This window comes from Sphingomonas aurea (genome assembly GCF_030678875.1).
Lineage (GTDB): Bacteria > Pseudomonadota > Alphaproteobacteria > Sphingomonadales > Sphingomonadaceae > Sphingomonas > Sphingomonas aurea.
This window is the reverse complement of the sequence record NZ_JAUUDS010000003.1, coordinates 100,812-120,284: the sequence shown is the minus strand read 5'-3', so window position 1 is coordinate 120,284 and position 19,473 is coordinate 100,812. Positions and strand designations below refer to the sequence as shown.

16 protein-coding genes are annotated in these 19,473 nt (G+C 68.3%); 8 read left to right on the top strand and 8 right to left on the bottom strand.

Going from position 1 to position 19,473, the window contains the following annotated elements; all coding sequences use genetic code 11:
• Positions 1 to 14: 14 nt before the first annotated feature.
• The 3 genes from paoC to paoA are packed head-to-tail and all read right to left on the bottom strand — an operon-like array spanning position 15 to position 3,819.
• Positions 15 to 2,234, bottom strand: a complete 2,220-nt coding sequence (gene paoC, locus Q5H91_RS08535; RefSeq protein ID WP_305172967.1) for an aldehyde oxidoreductase molybdenum-binding subunit PaoC — start codon at positions 2,232 to 2,234, stop codon at positions 15 to 17.
• The gene (locus Q5H91_RS08530) at positions 2,231 to 3,187 is read right to left on the bottom strand and encodes an FAD binding domain-containing protein (RefSeq protein ID WP_305172966.1); all 957 of its coding nucleotides are present in this window, start codon (positions 3,185 to 3,187) and stop codon (positions 2,231 to 2,233) included. Before Q5H91_RS08530 ends, paoC begins: the two co-directional genes overlap by 4 nt.
• On the bottom strand, positions 3,184 to 3,819 hold the full coding sequence (paoA, locus tag Q5H91_RS08525; protein WP_305172965.1) for an aldehyde dehydrogenase iron-sulfur subunit PaoA: 636 nt from the start codon (positions 3,817 to 3,819) through the stop codon (positions 3,184 to 3,186). Before paoA ends, Q5H91_RS08530 begins: the two co-directional genes overlap by 4 nt.
• 145 nt (positions 3,820 to 3,964) lie before the next feature.
• Between paoA and Q5H91_RS08520 the strand changes: the two genes are divergently transcribed.
• The 4 genes from Q5H91_RS08520 to Q5H91_RS08505 are packed head-to-tail and all read left to right on the top strand — an operon-like array spanning position 3,965 to position 8,676.
• Positions 3,965 to 4,897, top strand: a complete 933-nt coding sequence (locus Q5H91_RS08520; RefSeq protein WP_305172964.1) for a bifunctional riboflavin kinase/FAD synthetase — start codon at positions 3,965 to 3,967, stop codon at positions 4,895 to 4,897.
• Positions 4,894 to 7,704 carry an isoleucine--tRNA ligase gene (gene ileS / locus Q5H91_RS08515; RefSeq protein WP_305172963.1) on the top strand — a complete coding sequence of 937 codons (2,811 nt, stop codon included), beginning with the start codon at positions 4,894 to 4,896 and terminating at the stop codon, positions 7,702 to 7,704. Before Q5H91_RS08520 ends, ileS begins: the two co-directional genes overlap by 4 nt.
• Positions 7,701 to 8,240: a signal peptidase II gene (gene lspA, locus Q5H91_RS08510; protein ID WP_305172962.1), complete on the top strand. Its 540-nt coding sequence runs from the start codon at positions 7,701 to 7,703 to the stop codon at positions 8,238 to 8,240. The genes ileS and lspA overlap by 4 nt, the downstream gene beginning before the upstream one ends.
• Entirely contained in the window at positions 8,233 to 8,676 is a 444-nt protein-coding gene (locus tag Q5H91_RS08505; protein WP_305172961.1) for a DUF3035 domain-containing protein, read from the top strand. The genes lspA and Q5H91_RS08505 overlap by 8 nt, the downstream gene beginning before the upstream one ends.
• Before the next feature lie 69 nt (positions 8,677 to 8,745).
• Here Q5H91_RS08505 and Q5H91_RS08500 read toward each other — a convergent pair whose 3' ends face one another.
• The 4 genes from Q5H91_RS08500 to Q5H91_RS08485 form a co-directional block, all read right to left on the bottom strand.
• Positions 8,746 to 9,573, bottom strand: a complete 828-nt coding sequence (locus Q5H91_RS08500) for a TorF family putative porin (protein WP_305172960.1) — start codon at positions 9,571 to 9,573, stop codon at positions 8,746 to 8,748.
• A 245-nt stretch (positions 9,574 to 9,818) separates the two neighbouring features.
• Entirely contained in the window at positions 9,819 to 11,018 is a 1,200-nt protein-coding gene (metC, locus tag Q5H91_RS08495) for a cystathionine beta-lyase (protein WP_305172959.1), read from the bottom strand.
• Positions 11,015 to 11,842, bottom strand: coding sequence for a sulfurtransferase (locus tag Q5H91_RS08490; protein ID WP_305172958.1), 828 nt, complete (start codon positions 11,840 to 11,842; stop codon positions 11,015 to 11,017). Before Q5H91_RS08490 ends, metC begins: the two co-directional genes overlap by 4 nt.
• A gap of 7 nt (positions 11,843 to 11,849) precedes the next feature.
• On the bottom strand, positions 11,850 to 13,394 hold the full coding sequence (locus Q5H91_RS08485; protein WP_305172957.1) for a cryptochrome/photolyase family protein: 1,545 nt from the start codon (positions 13,392 to 13,394) through the stop codon (positions 11,850 to 11,852).
• A 28-nt stretch (positions 13,395 to 13,422) separates the two neighbouring features.
• On the opposite strand from Q5H91_RS08485, the gene queF reads away from it, so the two are divergent.
• The 4 genes from queF to ubiA all read left to right on the top strand — a co-directional run bounded on the left by queF (position 13,423) and on the right by ubiA (position 18,570).
• The gene (queF, locus tag Q5H91_RS08480) at positions 13,423 to 13,869 is read left to right on the top strand and encodes a preQ(1) synthase (protein ID WP_305172956.1); all 447 of its coding nucleotides are present in this window, start codon (positions 13,423 to 13,425) and stop codon (positions 13,867 to 13,869) included.
• A gap of 172 nt (positions 13,870 to 14,041) precedes the next feature.
• The gene (locus Q5H91_RS08475) at positions 14,042 to 16,312 is read left to right on the top strand and encodes a glycosyltransferase family 4 protein (RefSeq protein WP_305172955.1); all 2,271 of its coding nucleotides are present in this window, start codon (positions 14,042 to 14,044) and stop codon (positions 16,310 to 16,312) included.
• 55 nt (positions 16,313 to 16,367) lie between these two features.
• The gene (locus Q5H91_RS08470) at positions 16,368 to 17,651 is read left to right on the top strand and encodes a glycoside hydrolase family 130 protein (protein ID WP_305172954.1); all 1,284 of its coding nucleotides are present in this window, start codon (positions 16,368 to 16,370) and stop codon (positions 17,649 to 17,651) included.
• 16 nt (positions 17,652 to 17,667) lie between these two features.
• On the top strand, positions 17,668 to 18,570 hold the full coding sequence (gene ubiA / locus Q5H91_RS08465; RefSeq protein ID WP_305172953.1) for a 4-hydroxybenzoate octaprenyltransferase: 903 nt from the start codon (positions 17,668 to 17,670) through the stop codon (positions 18,568 to 18,570).
• 5 nt (positions 18,571 to 18,575) lie between these two features.
• Here the strand turns inward: ubiA and Q5H91_RS08460 are convergent, their stop codons facing one another.
• Positions 18,576 to 19,304 carry a Crp/Fnr family transcriptional regulator gene (locus Q5H91_RS08460; protein WP_305172952.1) on the bottom strand — a complete coding sequence of 243 codons (729 nt, stop codon included), beginning with the start codon at positions 19,302 to 19,304 and terminating at the stop codon, positions 18,576 to 18,578.
• Between the last annotated feature and the right edge of the window lie 169 nt (positions 19,305 to 19,473).

Below are 19,473 nucleotides of genomic sequence, written 5' to 3'. Positions count from 1 at the left end.
CGCATAACCGGCATTTACGCTACGGAAGGCAGGAATTGCAGATGCTTGTCGAGGGTGATCGGATAGTCGCGGACACGCACACCAGTCGCATTGTAGATGGAATTGGCAATCGCCCCGCCGACGCCGCACAGCCCCAGTTCGCCGACGCCCTTGGCCTTCATCGGCGATGAGATCGGGTCCACCTCGTCGAGGAAGATGACGTCCTGGTGCGGGATGTCGGCGTGGACGGGCACTTCGTAGCTGGCGAGGTCATGGTTGACGAAGAAGCCGAAGCGCTTGTCGACTGCCAGTTCCTCCATCAGCGCGGCACCCACGCCCATGGTCATCGCGCCGATCACCTGGCTGCGCGCTGCCTTGGGATTGAGGATGCGCCCCGCCGCGCAGACCGCCAGCATGCGGCGGACGCGGACCTCTCCGGTCCAGGCATCGACGCCGACCTCGACGAAGTGGCCGGCGAAGGTCGACTGCTGGTAACGCTTGTCCAGGTCGCCATACTCGATCGCGTCCTCCGCCGACAGGCCCGCAGGACCGGCCGCCTCGGCCAGCGGCACGCTACGGTTGCCGCTCATCACCTTGCCGCCCGCGAAGGTCACGTCGGCGGAGTTGAAGCCCAGCCGCTGCGCCACGCTGTCGCGCAGCTTCATGCAGGCGGCGTAGACGCCCGCGGTCGAATTGTTGGCGCCCCATTGTCCACCCGAGCCAGCGGACTCCGGAAAGCTGCTGTCGCCGAGCAGCACGATAACCCGGTCGAGCGGCACGCCCATCGTCTCCGCCGCGGTCTGGGCGATGATCGTGTAGGTGCCGGTGCCGATATCGGTCATGTCGGTGGCGACGGTGACCATGCCCTTGGCGTCGATGCCGACCCGCGCCGCCGACTTCATCAGCAGGTTGTTGCGAAAGCCCGCCGCGACGCCCATCCCGACCAGCCAGCGGCCGTCGCGCACCTGCGCCGGTTTCGGGTTCCGCGCGTCCCAGCCGAAGCGCGTGGCGCCGAGCCTCAGGCACTCGACCAGCTGGCGCTGCGAGAAGCGACGCTCGGGCTTGGCCGGATCGACCTGGGTGTCGTTGAGGATGCGGAACTCGACCGGGTCGATGCCCAGCTTTTCCGCCATCTCGTCCATCGCGATCTCGAGCGCCATCATCCCCGGCGCCTCGCCCGGCGCGCGCATCGCGTTCCCTTCGGGCAGGTCGAGCACGGCGAGGCGCATCGCGGTCAGCCGGTTGGCGCCGGCATAGAGCAGCTTGGTCTGCGACACGGCCGTCTCCGGCCCGCCGCCGGGCAGGTCGCCCGAGCCGCTCTCGTGCGCGATCGCGGTGATCCGGCCATCGCGGGAGCAGCCCAGCCGGATGCGCTGCGTCGTCGCGGGGCGGTGCGTGGTGTTGTTGGCCATCAGCGGCCGGGTGAGCGCGACCTTGACCGGCCGCCCCGCCGCCTTCGCGCCGAGCGCCGCCATGATCGCGTCGGCGCGGACGAACAGCTTTCCGCCGAACCCGCCGCCGATATAGGGCGAGATCAGCCGCACCTTCTCCTTGGGGATGCCGAGCGTCCGCGCCACGTCGCCACGACCCCAGGCGATCATCTGGTTGGAGGTCCACAGCGTCAGCTCGTCGCCGTTCCACGCCGCGATGCTGGCATGCGGCTCCATCATCATGTGGCTCTGGTCGGGCGTGGTGTAGCGCGCGTCGAGCTTGACCGGCGCGGCGGCGAAAGCGGCATCGAAGTCGCCGACCCGGTCGATCGGCGGGGCCGAGCTGCCCTCTCCGCTGCTGTCGCCCTTCAGCGGCGCGGCCTTCAGCGCGGCGTCGAGGTCGAAGCGACCCTTGGCGCGGGCATAGTCGACGCGGACCAATGCTGCGGCGGCACGGGCCTGCTCGAACGTCTCGGCGACCACGACCGCGATCGCCTGGTGATAATGGTCGATGTCCGGCCCGCCGAGCAGCTTGGCGGTGTTCATCCGGCCCTTGCCGAGCTTGCCGGCATTGTCGGCGGTGACGATCGCGAGCACGCCGGGTGCCGCCTTCGCCTCGGCTAGGTCGATCGCGCGGATGCGGCCCTTGGCGATGCCCGCGCCGATAACATAGCCATAGGCCTGGCCGGACGCGACATCGTGGCGTTCATAGGCATAGGGCGCGGTGCCGGTGGTCTTCAGCGGCCCGTCGATCCGGTCGGTAGGCTTGCCGACGACTTTCAGCTGGTCGATCGGATTGGTGCCGGCTGGCGTGTCGAACTTCATGCCATGTTCCTCGCGTCGTGAAGCGCCGCGGCGAGCGTGCGTTCGACCAACGGTACCTTGAACGCGTTGTCCTGGGTCGGCTTCGCGCCGGCGAGGAGGGTGGCGGCGACCACCTTCGACCCCTCCGCCAGACGACGCTCCGCCGCCTCGACCCGCCACGGCTTGTGCGCGATGCCGCCAACGGCGACCCGCCCGCTGCCGTCGCGCTGGATCACGGCGGCGACCGATACGAGCGCGAAGGCGTAGGAGGCGCGGTCGCGGACCTTGCGATAGACGTGCGTACCGCCGAGCGGGCGGGGCAGGGTGACGGCGATAATCAACTCGCCGGGCGCCAGTGCCGTCTCGATGTGCGGCGTGTCGCCGGGCAGGCGGTGGAAGTCGGCGATCGGAATGGTCCGGACGGCGCCGTTCGGCGCCACCGTCTCGACCGCGGCGTCGAGTGCCCGCATCGCGACCGCCATGTCACCGGGGTAGGTGGCGATGCACGCGCTGCTCGACCCGATCACCGCCAGCTGGCGGCTATAGCCGCCGATCGCCGCGCAGCCCGACCCCGGGCGGCGCTTGTTGCAGGCCTGGTTGGTGTCGTAGAAATAGGGGCAGCGGGTCCGCTGGAGCAGGTTGCCCGCAGTCGTCGCCTTGTTGCGGAGCTGGCCGGAGGCGCCCGCGACGATCGCACGAGACAGCACCCCGTAATCGCGCCGCACGCGCTGGTCGGCGGCGAGGTCGGTGTTGGTGACCAGCGCACCGATGCGCAGCCCGCCCTCCGCGGTCGGCTGGATCGTGTCGAGGCCGAGGCCGTTCACGTCGATCAGGTGGCGCGGCACCTCGATCTCCAGCTTCATCAGGTCGAGCAGGTTGGTGCCGCCGGCGATGAACTTCGCGCCCGGATTGCGGACAGCAGCTGCGGCGGCGTCGGCGGGCTTGGTCGCACGCTCATAGGTAAAGGGCCTCATGCCTTCACTCCCGCGACGTCGGCCATCGCTTCCAGGATGTTGGAATAGGCGCCGCAGCGGCAGATATTGCCGCTCATCCGCTCGCGCATCTCGTCGTTGGTGGGGCCGGGCCTGGCGGTCAGGTCGGCGGTGACGTGACTGGGCACGCCGGCCTTGATCTCGCCGAGTACCGCGACCGCCGAGCAGATCTGGCCGGGGGTGCAATAGCCGCACTGATAGCCGTCGTGGCGGACGAACGCCGCCTGCATCGGATGGAGCTTGTCCGGCGTGCCCAGCCCCTCGATCGTCGTCACCTTGTCGCCCTGGTGCATCACGGCGAGCGTCAGGCAGGAATTGATCCGCTTGCCATCGACCAGCACCGTGCAGGCGCCACACTGACCATGGTCGCAGCCCTTCTTGGTGCCGGTCAGCTCCAGCTTCTCGCGCAGTGCATCGAGCAGGGTGGTGCGGGTATCGACTTCGATCGTCCGGCGCTTGCCGTTGACTTCCAGCGTCAGCGGCATCGTCACCGGCTGCGGGGCAGGGCGCACTCCCTGCGCGTCGGCGGCGGGAGTAGCGGTCACCGCCACCGTCGCCGCGCCACCGACCAGCACGCCGCGGCGCGATATCGCCGATTGCTCGCGATCATCCATGGAGTCATCGTCCTCTTGCCGCCCGGGGGAACGGCAGGCCACGATATGTGTCGCGCGTTCTTGTTCGTGACAATGCGTTCACTTGGTAAAAGGTCCGATGGCCAATCCACTCGCCATCGGCACCGCGCGAAGCTAAGGCGCGGGAATGCAGCGGCTAGACGGCGGCGCGCCCATCCCCCCCGAGCTGGCCGGCGGGATCGTCGCGCTCGGTAATTTCGACGGATTCCATCTCGGCCATCAGGCGGTGGTCGGGGCGGCCGTCGCACAGGCGCGGGCCGAGGGGCGGCCGGCGCTGGTCGCGACGTTCGACCCGCATCCGGTTCGCCACTTCCAGCCCGACACGCCGCCGTTCCGCCTCACCACGCTCGCCCAGCGCGAGCGGCTGTTCGCGGCGGCGGGGGCGGATGCGATGGTGGTGTTCGGCTTCGACGGGACGCTGGCGCAGCTGAGCGCGGAGGCGTTCGTCGCCGAGCGGCTGGTCGCCGGCCTGCGCGTCAGCGGGGTGGTGACCGGCGAGGACTTCACCTTCGGCCGGCACAAGGGCGGCAACATCGCGGTGCTGCGCGAGGCGGGCCTGCGCCACGGCTTCAACGCGACCGCGATCGGGCCGGTGGCGCTGGACGGCGAGCCTGTCTCTTCCAGCCGCATCCGCGCGCACCTGCGGCTGGGCGAGATGCGGGCGGCGGCGCGGCTGCTGACCCGGCCGTTCGCGATCGAGGGGGTGGTGCAGCACGGCGACAAGGTCGGCCGGACGATCGGCTATCCGACCGCCAATCTCGATATGGCGCAGTATCTGCGGCCCGCCTACGGCATCTACGCGGTGCGTGGACGGCTGGCGGGTGGGCGGGTGCTGGACGGTGCCGCCAATCTGGGCATCCGGCCGCAGTTCACGCCGCTGAAGGAGTTGCTGGAGCCGCACTTCTTCGACTTCGACGGCGACCTGTACGGACAGGTGCTGGAGGTCGATCTGGTCGAATATATCCGCCCGGAAGCGATGTTCGACGGGCTGCCCGCGCTGATCGCGCAGATGGACGCCGATTGCGCGCGCGCAAGGGACATCCTAAGCGCGGAGCGATGACCGAAACGAACGACTGGCGCGGCACGGTGTTCCTGCCGCAGACCGACTTTCCGATGAAGGCGGGCCTGGCCGCCAAGGAGCCCGCGATCATCGACCGCTGGGCGCGGATCGGCCTGTACCAGCGGCTGCGCGAAGAGCGCGCGGGGCGCGAGCGGTTCATCCTCCACGACGGCCCGCCCTATGCCAATGGCGACATCCATATGGGTCACGCCATGAACAAGGTGCTGAAGGACATCATCGTCCGCAGCCAGACGTTGATGGGCAAGGATGCCCCCTACGTCCCCGGCTGGGACTGCCACGGCCTGCCGATCGAGTGGAAGGTCGAGGAAGCGTATCGCGCCAAGAAGCTGAACAAGGACGACGTGCCGGTTGATCAGTTTCGCGCCGAGTGCCGCAGCTATGCCGAGAAATGGGTGGCGGTACAGCGCGGCCAGTTCGAGCGGCTGGGGATCATGGGCGACTGGGACGATCCCTATCTGACCATGACCTATGGCGCCGAGGCGGCGATCGTCGGCGAGTTGCTGAAGTTCGCCGAGAGCGGCCAGCTGTATCGCGGCGCCAAGCCCGTCATGTGGTCCCCGGTCGAGAAGACCGCGCTGGCCGAGGCGGAGGTCGAGTATGAGGATATCGTTTCCACCCAGATCGACGTCGCGTTCGAGATCGTGTCGGCGGAATGGGAGCAGCTGGTCGGCGCCCATGCGGTGATCTGGACGACGACGCCCTGGACGATTCCGGTGAACCAGGCGGTCGCCTATGGCACCGCGCACGATTACCTGCTGTTCCGCAGCGGCGAGCGCCGGTATGTCGTTGCCGAAGCGCTGTTCCCCGCCTTCTCCAAGCGGACCGGGCTGGCGATGGACGAGTTCCTGGGACTGGTGAAGGGCACCGAGTTCGCCGGCGCGACCGCGCGGCATCCGATGCACCGTCTCGGCGGCTTCTTCGCGCAGCCGCGGCCGTTCCTGGCGGGCGACTTCGTCACCACCGATGCCGGCACCGGGCTGGTCCACATGGCGCCCGACCATGGCGAGGACGATTTCCTGCTGTGCAAGCAGCATGGGCTCGACCCGGTGTTCGCGGTCGACGCCGCCGGCCTCTACCGCGCCGACTGGGCGTGGCTGGGCGGGCAGGGCAGCGTCATCAACAAGAAGTTCGTCGCCGCCGACGGTCCGATCTGTTCGGACCTGCGTGAAGCCGGCGCGCTGCTCTCCGCCAGCGACGATTTCGCGCACAGCTATCCGCACTCGTGGCGCTCCAAGGCCAAGGTGATCTTCCGCGCGACGCCGCAATGGTTCATCCCGATGGACCGGAGCGAATCCGGGGAGGCCGGTGCGCAGGGCGAGCCGCGGGAGGCCCCTGCCGCCGCAGGAGCGACGCCCGGGAGCAACGGCGCGACGCTGCGCGAGATCGCGCTCGACGCGATCGCCGCCACCCGCTGGGTGCCCGCGCGGGCGGAGAACCGCATCACCTCGATGGTGCAGGGCCGGCCCGACTGGGTCATCAGCCGCCAGCGGGCGTGGGGCGTGCCGATCGCGCTGTATGTCCATCGCCAGACCGGCGCCTATCTGAACGATCCGGCGGTCAATGCCCGCATCGTCCAGGCTTTCCGCGACGGCGGGGCGGACGCGTGGTTCACCGCCGATCACCAGGCGCTGCTGGGCGATGGCCATGCGCTCGAGGATTACGAGCCGCAGAAGGACATTCTCGACGTCTGGTTCGATTCGGGTTGCACCCATGTCTTCACCGTCGAGGCGCGGTTCGGAGAGGACGTGCGCGCGAACCTGTATCTCGAAGGCTCCGACCAGCATCGCGGCTGGTTCCAGTCTTCGCTGCTGGAAAGCTGCGGCACGCGCGGTCGGGCGCCGTACGACGCGGTGCTGACCCACGGCTTCGCGCTCGACGGGCAGGGGCGCAAGATGTCGAAGTCGCTCGGCAACGTCGTCGATCCGCTGAAGGTGATCGGCGAGAGCGGGGCGGACATCCTGCGCATGTGGGTCGCCTCGACCGACTATTTCGACGACGTCCGTATCGGCAAGGAGGTGCTGGCCACCGCCTCCGACGCCTACCGCAAGCTGCGCAACACGTTCCGCTACCTGCTCGGCGCGCTCGACGGCTTTACCGATGCCGAACGCGTCGATGTCGCCGCCATGCCCGAGCTGGAGCAGTATGTGCTCCACCGGCTGGGCATGCTCGACGTCGAGCTGCGCGAGGCGGCGACGGGGTATGAATTCAACCGCTACCTCCGACTGCTGACCGACTTCGCCAACGAGGATCTGTCGGCCTTCTTCTTCGACGTGCGCAAGGACTCGCTCTACTGCGACGCGGCCGACAGCGTGAAGCGGCGCAGCTATCGCACGGTGCTCGACACGCTGTTCCACGCGCTGGTCCGCTATGCCGCGCCGGTGATTTGCTTCACCGCCGAGGAGGTGTGGCAGGCGCGCTACCCGTCCGACGACGGGTCGGTGCATCTGCTGGAATGGCCCGAGCTGCCGGCGGTGCCCGGCGACGTGCCGCTCGGTACCCGCTGGCAGGCGGTGCGGGCGCTTCGCGAGCAGGTGACCGAGGCGATCGAGCCGCTGCGCCGCGAGAAGACGGTGCGATCGAGCCTGGAGGCCGAGGTGACCGTGCCCGAGCTGCCGCTGGATGCCGAGGCGCTGGCGGAGATCTTCATCGTCGCCGACGTCACGTCCGCCGACGCGATCACCGTGACGCGCACCGCGCGCCACAAATGCGGCCGCTGCTGGCGGCACCTGCCCGAGGTCGTCGAAGACGGCGCCCTGTGCGCGCGCTGCGCGGAGGTGGTGGCATGAGGCTCCCCGTGCGCGGCCTCCTCGCCGCTCTCTTGCTGTTCCTGATCGACCAGCTGAGCAAATGGGCGGTCACCGGGCCGCTCGGCATCGATCATCTGGGTGCCTCGCGAGAGATCACGGGATTCTTTTCACTGCGGTTCGTGCCCAATATCGGCGTGTCGCTGGGGCTGTTGCCGGCGGATGGCGACGGCACCCGCTGGGCGCTGGTGGCGATGACCGGCGCGATCGCGATCGGCGTCGCTGTCTGGATGACGCGCGAGAAGAACCCGACCGATCAGGTCGCGCTCGGCCTGGTGCTGGGCGGGGCGCTGGGCAACATCCTCGACCGGATGCGCTTCGGCTATGTCGTCGACTTCGCCGACCTGCATATCGGTGACTGGCGACCATTTCTGGTCTTCAATGTCGCCGATGCGGCGATTACGATCGGCGTGGTGCTGCTGCTGTTGCGCGCGCTGCTGACCCGCGACAAGACACCGCCTGTTCCGGCCGAGTCGGCATGCTCGGCCCCGTCACCTTCGGAGACTCCCCATGCGTAACGTCGTCATCCTTGCCGCGGGGCTGATGCTCCTGTCCGGCTGCGCGAGCAGCGCGCTCGATCGTGCGCGACCCGACGAGTTCGCGGTGGCGCGCCAGGCGCCGCTGGTGATCCCGCCCGACTATGCGCTGGTCCCGCCGCAGCCCGGCGCCGCCCGCCCGCAGGACTCGGTCGGCCAGCAGCAGACGCTCGACGCGATCTTCGGCGCCGCACCGCGCAGCGCCGGCGAGAACGCCGCGCTCGACCAGACTGGCAGCGACGCCGCCGATCCCGGCATCCGCTCCTCCGTCGGTGATCCAGGTACCAATGTCGTCGACAAGGGGACAACCACCCGCGACATAGTCGCCGCCCCCGCCGGCGACGGCCAGGACGCGCGGGCGAGTGCGGGTACTGCGCCCGCTCCGGCACCGACGGCTACGCCGACGCCGAAGGGGTGATATGTCATGCCGGACTTGTCCCGGCATAACTAAGGGATTGGGCGGCCCCTGCCAGGGAACCGCCCGTCCTCAGAACGCCGCGGTCAGTCCGAACAGCACGGTGGCACCCGCAATCTGGCCGGTGCCATCCTGCCCCTTGCTGAAGTTCGGCTGGAGATAGGCCGACTCGCTCTTGCTGATGTCGGTGTCGATATACGACACGTTGAACGTCAGGTTCTTGTAGAACGCCACGTCGGCGCCGAGCGCCCAGTCCCAATATTCGCCGGTCGGCGCCAGGCTGGTGCCGTTGGGGCCCAAGCCCGGATTGCCGTTCGAGTAGCCGATATGCGCCTTGGCGGTGATCGGCGTGCCGGGAATGCCGAGCGTGCCGTCCCCGGTCAGGTACAGGTTATCCTCGCGCTGGCCACGGCTGTAGCTGGTCGCCGAGAAATTACCGAGCGAGGTCTGCTTGGGCGCGTAATAAACCCCGGCAGTCAGCCCCAGCGGGCCGGCGGTGCCAGACAGGCGGCCGAAGAACTCGACCACGTCCGATTCGCTGAACCCGCCCGGATAGGTATACCAGGTAACGCCGGCATCGACCGTGGCGCTGCCCATGGTCTTCTTGAAGCCGCCGATCGCGTCCAGCTCGACATTGGCGCCGCCAAACGTGCCCCAGCCCGACAGGTTCGATCCGAAGGTGCCGATATAGAAGCCGCTCTCGTGCGCGATGGTCAGCGCGCCCTGAATGGCGGCGTTCTTGTCGGTTTGCGAGATGCCGCGCAATCGATAGTCGGTCAGGACCGACACGCTGCCGCTGATCGTGAACGGCGGTGGCGGGGCGGTATCCTCCTGCGCGAACGCGGGAGCGGTGATGGCCGACAGGCCGAGGCCGGCGACCAGAAGGTGCGAGAAGCGCATCGTATTTCCCTTTGTTGGGATGGATCCGATGTCCCCGCCTGCATGTGTCGCAGATGCCGCGTCTGTTGAGGGCTACAAGCCCGCGCGCGATCTGTCTTGCGATACGCCATGGATGCCAGCGCCTTCGCACTTGCACAAGAGATTTGATAAGCGTGTGGCCGTTGGCCGGGCTGCCGTTGCGCGGTGGACACAGACACCCGACCCCCGGCCATGTTCCCGCCTGCGCGCGAACACAAGGGCGGCGATCAGCCGTCGCGCGCGTGGCGAAAGCGGTCGAGCCCGGCGTCCAGATCGGCGATCAGGTCGCCGACATCTTCCAGGCCGATCTGCAGCCGCACCATCGGCCCCGCCGGCTCGCGGCGGGTGACGCTGCGGTGACGATGCGGATCGATCGGGATGGCGAGGCTCTCGTATCCGCCCCAGCTGTAGCCGATGCCGAAATGCGCCAGCCCGTCGATCAGGGCGGCGCGTGCCGCCTCGTCGCCGCCGTCGAGCGCGAAGGCGAACAGACCGGTGGCACCCCGGAAGTCGCGAACGAACAGGTCGTGGCCGGGGCAGGAGGGAAGGGCGGGGTGAAGCACCTGCGCGACCTCTGGCCGGCCCTCCAGCCAGCGGGCGATGGCGAGCGCGCTCTCGCCCTGTTCGCGCAGGCGCAGCGCCATGGTGCGCAGGCCGCGGCTGCCCAGCCATGCGTCGTCCGGGCTGAGATGCTGGCCGAGCGCGAAGCTGGTATCACGCAGCGCCGCGAATCGGCCGGGGCCGGCTGTCACCGATCCCATCATCACGTCCGAGTGGCCGACGACATATTTGGTGCAGGCCATGATCGTCAGGTCGACACCGCGCTCGATCGCCGGGAACAGCAGCGGCGTCGCCCAGGTATTGTCGAGCAGCGTCACGATGCCGCGCGCGTGCGCGACGGCGACGATCGCGGGCACATCCTGCACCTCGAAGGTCAGGCTACCCGGACTTTCCATGAAGATCGCGCGGGTGTCGGGCCCGATCAGGTCGGCGATGCCGGCACCGATCACCGGATCATAGAAGCGGGTGGTGATGCCGTAACGCGCCAGCAGCCCGGTCGCGAGCGCGCGCGTGGGATCATAGGCGCTGTCGACCAGCAGCAGTTCGTCACCCGGCGACAGCACCGACATCAGCGCCGCCGCGATCGCCGCCACGCCCGACGGGTAGAGGAAGGTCCCCTCCGCCCCCGGCTCAAGCTCGGTCAGCGCGTCCGCCAGCGACCACTGGGTGGGGGTGCCGCGCCGGCCGTAGAACAGGCGGTGATGGGTGTCGCGCCCCGCCGCCGCGCGCAGATCGGCGACGCTGTCGTAAAGGATTGTGGAGGCGCGCCAGACCGGCGGGTTGACGATCCCGGCCGTCCACTCGGGACGGCGGCCGGCCTGCACCACCCTGGTCGCCGGCTTCACTGTCTTGTCGCTGCCGCTCATGCACCGGTTACCTTTTGCGTGGTGGGATCGCTGCCCCATTCGGTCCAGCTGCCGTCGTAGAGCGCCGCCTCGCGCCCCAGAAGGTGCGCGCCGAACGCGATGACCGCAGCGGTGACGCCCGACCCGCATGTCGCGACCAGCGGCGCGTCGAGGTCGATATCCTCGAACACCGCACGCAGGGCGTCGCCGCGCTTCCATGTCCCGTCTGCTGCGAAGAAGCGCGGATAGGGGATGGAACGAGCGCCGGGAATGTGGCCGGGGGCGGCGCCGTGCGGGTCGGCCTCCTCGCCGGTGAAGCGCGCCGCCGAGCGGGCATCGAGCAGCTGCTCCGCGCCGCTCGCCAGATTGGCGCGGACCTGTGCCATGGTGCGCAGCCGCGCCTCGTTGAAGGTCGGTGTGACCGGGCGCGACGGGGAGGTCTCGTCGCCGGTCGCGAGCGGGCGGCCCTCCGCGCGCCACCTGGCCAGGCCGCCGTCGAGGATCGCGACATCGCCGATGCCATAGCTGCGGAGCAGCCACCAGCCTCTCGCGGCGGTACGCCACGGTGCGTCGTCGTAGAGGACGATGCGCGCGCCATTGCCGATGCCCAGCGGCGCCAGATGCGCGGCCATCGTCGCGGCATCGGGCAGGGTGTTCGGCAGCGGCGAGGCGGCGTCGCGCAGTTCGGCGAGGTTCAGGAACACCGCGCCCGGAATGTGGCCGGCGCGATACTCGGCGCGCGCATCGCGGCCCAGATCGGCGGCGAGCATCGTCGCATCGACGATCACGAGATCCGGCGTGCCCAGCGCATCCGCCAGCCACGCCGTCGATACCAGAGAATCCATGCGCGCTTCAGTAGTCGGCCGGCTCCGCTTCGTCGAGGGTGGCGAGGAAGGCGGCCGCCTGTGCGCGGATCGCAGCCTGCGTCTCCGGAGTCTGCTTCGCCCAGTTGCGATAGGGCATCGCCATGCGGCGATTGTCGCCGAGCTTGTCCTGGTGGCGGGCGATGAAGTCCCAGTACAGCGCGTTGAAGGGGCAGGCGTCCGGCCCCACCCGCTGCTTCACGTCGTAACGGCAGTGGCGGCAGTAATCCGACATGCGGTCGATATAGGCGCCCGAGGAGACATAGGGCTTGGTCCCGACCAGCCCGCCATCGCCGAACTGGCTCATGCCCAATGTGTTGGGCAGCTCGACCCATTCATACGCGTCGATATAGACCTCCAGGTACCAGAGATGGACCTGCTTCGGATCGGCGCCGATCAGCAGCGCAAAATTGCCGGTCACCATCAGCCGCTGGATATGGTGCGCGTGCGCGGTCGCCAGCGTCTGGCCCAGCGCCTGCGCCATGCAGTGCATGTCGGTTTCGCCGGTCCAGTAGAAGCCGGGGAGCGGGCGATGATGGTCGAGGAAGTTGCGCTCGACATAGTCCGGCCCCTCGCGCCAGTAGATGCCGCGCATATATTCGCGCCAGCCGATGATCTGGCGGACATAGCCCTCGACCGAGTTGAGCGGCGCGCGCCCGGCGCGATACTCGGCCTCTGCGCGGCGGCACAGGTCGAGCGGGTCGAGCAGGCCGGAGTTGATGTAGGGGCTGAGGATCGAGTGCCACAGGTGGCGCTCGCCGGTCAGCATCGCATCCTCGTAGTCGCCGAACTGCGGCAGCGCGTCGCGGAAGAAGACCGCCGCCTGCCGCTCGGCATCCGCGGCGGTAACCGCATGGTCGAAGCCGTCGAGGCTGCCGGGATGGTCGCCGAACCGCACGGCGACCAGCGCCAGCACCTCCTGCGTGATCGCGTCCGGCCCGAAGGCCAGCGGGCGCGGCATCAGCAGGTCGGCCTTGGCGGGCTTGCGGTTGTCCTTGTCGAAGTTCCAGCGGCCACCGGCGGGTTCACTGCCGTCCATCAGCAATCCGGTCTTGCGTCGCATTTCGCGGTAGAACCACTCCATCGTCAGGTCTGACTGGCCCTCGGCCCACTCATCGAACTCGGCATGGGTGGCGACGAAGCGGGTGTCGGGGCGGACCTCGACGGGAATGCCGAACAGGGTTTCCCACGCTTCCAGCATCGCGGCGACGCGCCACTCGCCCGCTTCGGTCACGACGATGCGGTCGGGGGCGTGGCGCTCGACCGCGCGGGCGATCTCGCCGGTAAAGCTGCCGCTGTTGGCGGGGTCGTCGAGCGTGACGTAATCGACTGTCCAGCCGGCCGCGCGCAGGGCGGCGGCGTGGTGCCGCATCGCCGACAGGATATAGGCGATCTTCTGCTGGTGATGGCGGACGTAGCGTGTCTCGTCGGCCACCTCCATCATCAGCACGACCGCACTCGCCTGGCGCTGGCCGCGCAGGGACGACAGCGCGGGCGACAGCTGGTCGCCGAGTATCGGGATCAGCGTTTTCATCACGTGCCCCCTTCCCTACATGGGGGCCATGACCCCGAAGCATCTTGGCCAGTCCACGCCGCTGCCCACCTCTCCGCAAGCGGCAGAGCTGGATTATGTTCCCAACCCGCGGCCCGGCCGCCTCTATCTGGTGCGCTTCGCGGCGCCCGAGTTCACCTCGCTCTGCCCGGTGACCGGCCAGCCCGACTTCGCGCATCTGGTGATCGACTATGCGCCGGGCGAGACGATCGTCGAGTCCAAGTCGCTGAAACTGTTTCTCGGCGCCTTCCGCAATCACGCCGCCTTTCACGAGGATTGCACGGTCGAGATCGGCGAGCGGCTGTTCGACGAGATGAAGCCGGTGTGGCTGCGCATCGGCGGCTATTGGTATCCGCGCGGAGGTATCCCGATCGACGTCTTCTGGCAGTCGGGCACGCCGCCGGCGGAGCTGTGGCTGCCGGATCAGGGCGTGGCATCCTATCGCGGGCGCGGCTGAAGTCGCGATCGACCGATCGGAATGTCCGTTGATCTCGATCAGTTAGGCTGAGGCAAATGACGCCGAATTCATGTTGCGTCGCGTCAAACGGTGCAACTTTCGCCCCGATGAACGGTTCGGTCAGGTGGCGTGGAAGGAACGAAGCGTTCCGCATGTCTTGCAAGGAACGATGATGGTGGAGACGATGGGCCTCGATACAATCAGGCATCTGGCGCTGATCGGCAATTTCCTGCCGCGCCAATGCGGGCTCGCGACCTTCACTACCGACGTCTACAAGGCCGTGCGCGACCGGTTCCCGGAGGTACAGGTCGATGTGTGGGCGATGGACGACCATCCCGGCCGGTACGCCTATCCACCCGAGGTCACCGGATCGATCGCGCAGAACGATCTGTCCGCCTATTTCACCGCCGCTCGGGCGATCGAGGCGTCGGGTGCTCAGGCGATCTGGCTCCAGCACGAATATGGCATCTATGGCGGCCCCGCCGGCGAGCATATTCTGGCGCTGCTCGATCGCACTACGCTGCCGCTGATCGTCACGCTCCATACCGTGCTAGAGAAGCCGAGCGCGGACGAGCGGCGCGTGCTGGAGGGGCTGCTCCAGCGCGCGGCAAAGATCGTGGTGATGGCTGAGCGGGGACGCGACATCCTTCAGCGCGTCTATGGCGCCAATCCGCGCCAGATCGCGATGATCCCGCACGGCGTGCCCGACCGACCGCTGGTCGATCCCGAGACGATCAAGGCCCGCTTCGGATGGAGCGGGCGGCAGGTGGTGCTCACCTTCGGCCTGCTCGCCCCGAACAAGGGCATCGAGACGATGATCGCGGCGCTGCCCGTGGCGGTCGAGCGTCATCCCGACCTGCTCTATGTCGTGCTGGGTGCCACTCACCCCAATCTGGTGGCGCACGAGGGCGAGCGGTACCGCGACAGCCTGAAGGCGCTCGCCGCCGCGAAGGGTGTCGAGCGCAACGTCCTGTTCGTCGACGGCTTCGTCGAGCATGAGGAACTGCTCGACTATCTCCAGGCGGCCGACATCTACGCGACGCCTTACAACAATCCGGCGCAGATCACCTCGGGCACGCTGTCCTATGCGATCGGCGTCGGCAAGCCGGTGGTGTCGACCCCATACGTCCATGCGACCGAGATCCTGGCCGACGGGCACGGCGTGCTGGTCGATTTCGGCGACGTCGCCGCCTTCTCGCGCGAGATCGACCGGCTGCTGTCCAACGATCGCGACCGGTCGAAGCTGTCGGAGCGTGCCTATGCGCGCGGCCGTACGATGATCTGGCCGCGGCTGGCGGAAGCGGCGATGGCGGAAACCGGCGCGGCGATCGCCGCGCGCCCGCGACGGATCGCGGCGCATGTCGCGGTGATGAAGCCGCTCGTTCCCGACTTCGCCGCGGTCGAGCGGATGAGCGATGCGACCGGCATGTTGCAGCACTCGATCTACTCGGTACCCGATCGCCGCCACGGCTATTGCATCGACGACAATGCCCGCGCCCTGATGCTGGTCAGCGCGATGGCCGACCTGGACGACGAGCGTCGCGACAAGTGGATGACGATCTACGCGTCGTTCATCCAATATGCGTGGAATCCGGACCGGCGGCGCTTCCGCAACTTCATGAACTTCGACCGGACCTGGTGCGAGGACGAGGGGTCGGAGGATTCCAACGGCCGCACCATCTGGGCGCTCGGCGTCACTGCGCGCGACGCGCGGGCGGGAAAGCATCGCGACTGGGCGGGGGCGATGTTCGACACCACCGCCAGCATCGCGCTGGAGTTGGGCTCGATCCGCGCGCAGGCGTTCGCGATGCTGGGTGCGGCGGCGATGCTGGAGGCGAAGCCGGGTCACGAACTGTCACGCACGATCCTGCAGCGCTTCCCCGCCATGCACCTCGACCTGCTTGCCGAGGCGCGCCGGCCCGAATGGCAGTGGTTCGAGATCGTGCTGGCTTATGACAATGCTCGCCTGCCCGAGGCGCTGATCCGAGCCGGGCGTGCTCTGGACCGCGACGACCTGGTCCAGTGCGGGTTGCAGACGCTCGACTGGATCTGCGCGCAGCAGACCTCGCCCGAGGGGCGTTTCCGCGCGGTGGGCACCGAGAGCTTCGGGCGCCCCTATGCCGCGCCGCTCCAGTTCGATCAGCAGCCGCTGGAGGCGCAGGCGACCGTCGATGCCTGCCTGACCGCGCACCGTGCCACGGGCGACGCCCGCTGGCTGGAGGAGGCGCAGCGTGCCTATGGCTGGTTCCTGGGTGCCAACGACCTCGACCTGCCGCTCGCCAGCCCGGCCGATGGCGGCTGTTTCGACGGGCTGATGCCGACCGGGCTCAACCGCAACCAGGGCGCAGAGTCGATTTTGGCGTTGCAACTGGCCAATTGCGCGATTTCTGGGCTGGCACGACAGTCGTTACCCGTGGCAGGAGCGTCGCGCTCCGTCGCGTAGCCTCGCTCGCGATGGCGTGAGGACGTTCGACCAGCCAGCGGGGCCCTAGTCGCCAATGAACCTGTTCACTCACGAATTGCGGCTGCACGCCGACCCGTCGCGCGTGGTGGTGCGTCCGTTCCACATTGCCTGGGGTGGGGTCGGCGGCCCGCCCAACCGGACCGAGCGGCTGGTGGCCGAGGTGCTGGCGATGACGCCCGGCCAGGCGCGCGAGCAGCTGGAAGAGGTGCTGAAGGATTTCGAGGCGCGCCACTGGCAGACGCGCCGCGTCTTCATGACCCGGTACGACGAGATCGAGGGACTGCTGGGCCTCGACAGTGAGCAGATCGGCGACGAGAAGCGGCAGCTGATCGGCGCCTATTTCTGCCACGAATACAGCTATGCCGCCGCGGCGCTGATGAACCCCAGCGCGGTGCCGCATTTCGACCAGTCGGGCATGCCGCCTGGGTCGTTGCGCGTGCTGATGTCGATGCGCGCGGTGGGCGAGGGGCATATCTCGTCGGTCGCGTTCCGCGAAGGCATCATCACCGACCGCAACCAGATGAAGCTGGCGCCCGAGCCGCCCTTCGCCACCGCCACCGACGCGACCGGACGCGAGCTGGAAGAGGCGCTGGAAGGGCCGATCACCGTCTACCGACACCGTGATTCCACCCTGTCGGGCACGGTGATCTTCCCGATGACCGCCGCCCAGTCCAAGGGGCTGGAGGACATGCGGATCGTCCAGTTCCAGCACGAGGACGGCTCGCTGGAATGGATCGGCACCTATACCGCCTATAACGGCTCGCAAATCCAGTCGGAGCTGATGCGCACCCGCGACTTCCGCGCGTTCGATCTGGTGCCGATGACCGGCACGGCCAGCCATAACAAGGGCATGGCGCTGTTCCCGCGCAAGGTCGACGGACGGTACATGATGATCGGCCGCTCGGACGGCGAGAACCTGTTCCTGCTGAAGTCGGACGACCTGACCCATTGGGACAATGGCGAGAAGATCCTAACCCCGGTCTATCCGTGGGAGCTGGTGCAGATCGGCAATTGCGGCCCGCCGATTGAACTGGACGAGGGCTGGCTGCTGCTGACCCATGGCGTCGGTGCGATGCGCAAATACTCGATCGGCGCGGTGCTGCTCGACAAGCGTGATCCGGCCAAGGTGATCGGCCGCACGAAGGAGCCGCTGCTCGCCGCCAAGGATCAGGACCGCGAGGGCTATGTCCCCAACGTCGTCTATTCGTGCGGCGCGATCCGGCACGGCGATACGCTGTTCCTGCCCTATGGCATTGCCGACAGTTCGATCGGGTTCGCGTTCGTCGGGATTCGGGATCTGCTGGCGGCGATGGCCTGATCCGGCCGGGCCGCGCATGACGGTGATCGTTCCCGACAGCGAGCATCGCGGGCTGGTCGCGCGCCTGCCGGCGCGGCTGCGCGGACTGGCGCTGCTGGCGCGGTTCGACCGGCCGATCGGCTGGTGGCTGCTGTTCTGGCCGGGAGCGTGGGGCGTGGCGCTGGCCGGGCAGGCGGCGGCGCGCTGGGATCTGATCCTGTGGCTGCTGCTCGGCAGCATCGCGATGCGCGGGGCCGGGTGCGTCTATAACGACATCGTCGACCGCGACCTCGACGCGCAGGTGGCGCGGACGGCGGCGCGGCCGATACCGAGCGGGCTGGTGTCGGTGAAGGCGGCCTGGGCGTGGCTGGTCATGCTGAGCCTGATCGGGCTGGTCGTGCTGGTGCAGCTCCATCCCCTCGCGGCCGGCGTCGCGCTGGCCAGCCTGGCGCCGGTCGCCGCCTATCCGTTCATGAAGCGGATCACCTGGTGGCCGCAGGCGTGGCTGGGGCTGGTCTTCTCGTGGGCGGCTCTGGTCGGCTGGGCGGAGGCCGCGGCGAACCTGTCATGGCCGATATGGTTTCTCTATGCCGGCTCGATCGCCTGGGTGGTCGGATATGACACTATCTACGCGCTGCAGGACCGCGAAGACGATGCGCTGATCGGCGTTCGCTCCTCGGCATTGGCGCTGGGCTTGCGGGTGCGGAGCGGCGTGGCGGCCTTCTACACCGCGGCGATCCTGCTGTGGGCGGCGGCGATCTGGAGCGTGCGGCCGGATCCGCTGGCGCTGGCAGCGCTGCTGCCGGCAGTGGCGCATCTGGCCTGGCAGGTCGCGACGTTGCGCCCCGACGACGGTGGTGGCGCGCTGCACCGGTTCCGCTCGAACCGCCTGACCGGGCTGCTCCTGTTCCTGGCGTTTCTGGTTGTCGGTACCGCGTAGATCCCTCAATCCTGCCGCCGCAGGTGAAGGTACAGGTCGTTGAAGTCGGCGACCGAGCGCAGACGCTGGATGTCGGGAAAGCTGATGACGCGCCGGGCACGGGTTATCAGCCCCTCTTCCTCCAGCGCCCGGATAGAGCGGTTCACATGGACCGAGGTAAGACCGAGCGCGTCGCCGATCTGCTCCTGGGTCATCGGCAGCTCATACCCCTCGCCGTTCACCAGCCCCTGCGCATCGAGCCGGCAGGCGAACTCGCACAGCAGGTGGGCCAGCCGCTCGCGTGCGGTGCGCCGGCCGATATTGACCATCCACTCGCGCGCGATCGACGCTTCGATCTGGACATGCCGCAGGATGGCGTCGGCGATCGCAGGGTGACGGGCGGCAAGATCGTGTACCGCCTGCATCGGCACCAGCGCGAGATCGGCCTGGGTAAGCGTCTGAATATTATGGTCCGCGGTGTGCAGCGAGAGGTGCTGAAAATCCAGCGCCTCGCCGGGGATCTGCAAGGAGACGATCTGGCGCACGCCGTGGCGGGTGATCTTGTGGCGCAGCGCGTACCCCGTCACCAGCACGGCGCATATGGTCGGCGGATCACCCTCGCGCAGCAGGTAGGTCCCGGCCGGCGTGGCGCGGATCATATGGGGCAGGGCATAGATCGCCTGCCGCTGCTCTGCATCGAGCTGCACCCCGCCTTCCAGTTTGCGGACCAGCAGATGCAAGGGATGCGATGCCATGGGAATCTCCCATCAGGGGACGGGAGCAGAAGCGCGCGAGTACCGATGCTCCGGCATATCGGTACGAGGAACGCTATAGCACTAATAAGCTTTTGAAATAAACATGCGTTAACGGATCGATTGGGGATCGCTGGCGAAGGGAACTGGCGGGCCGGATCGGCCATTACGG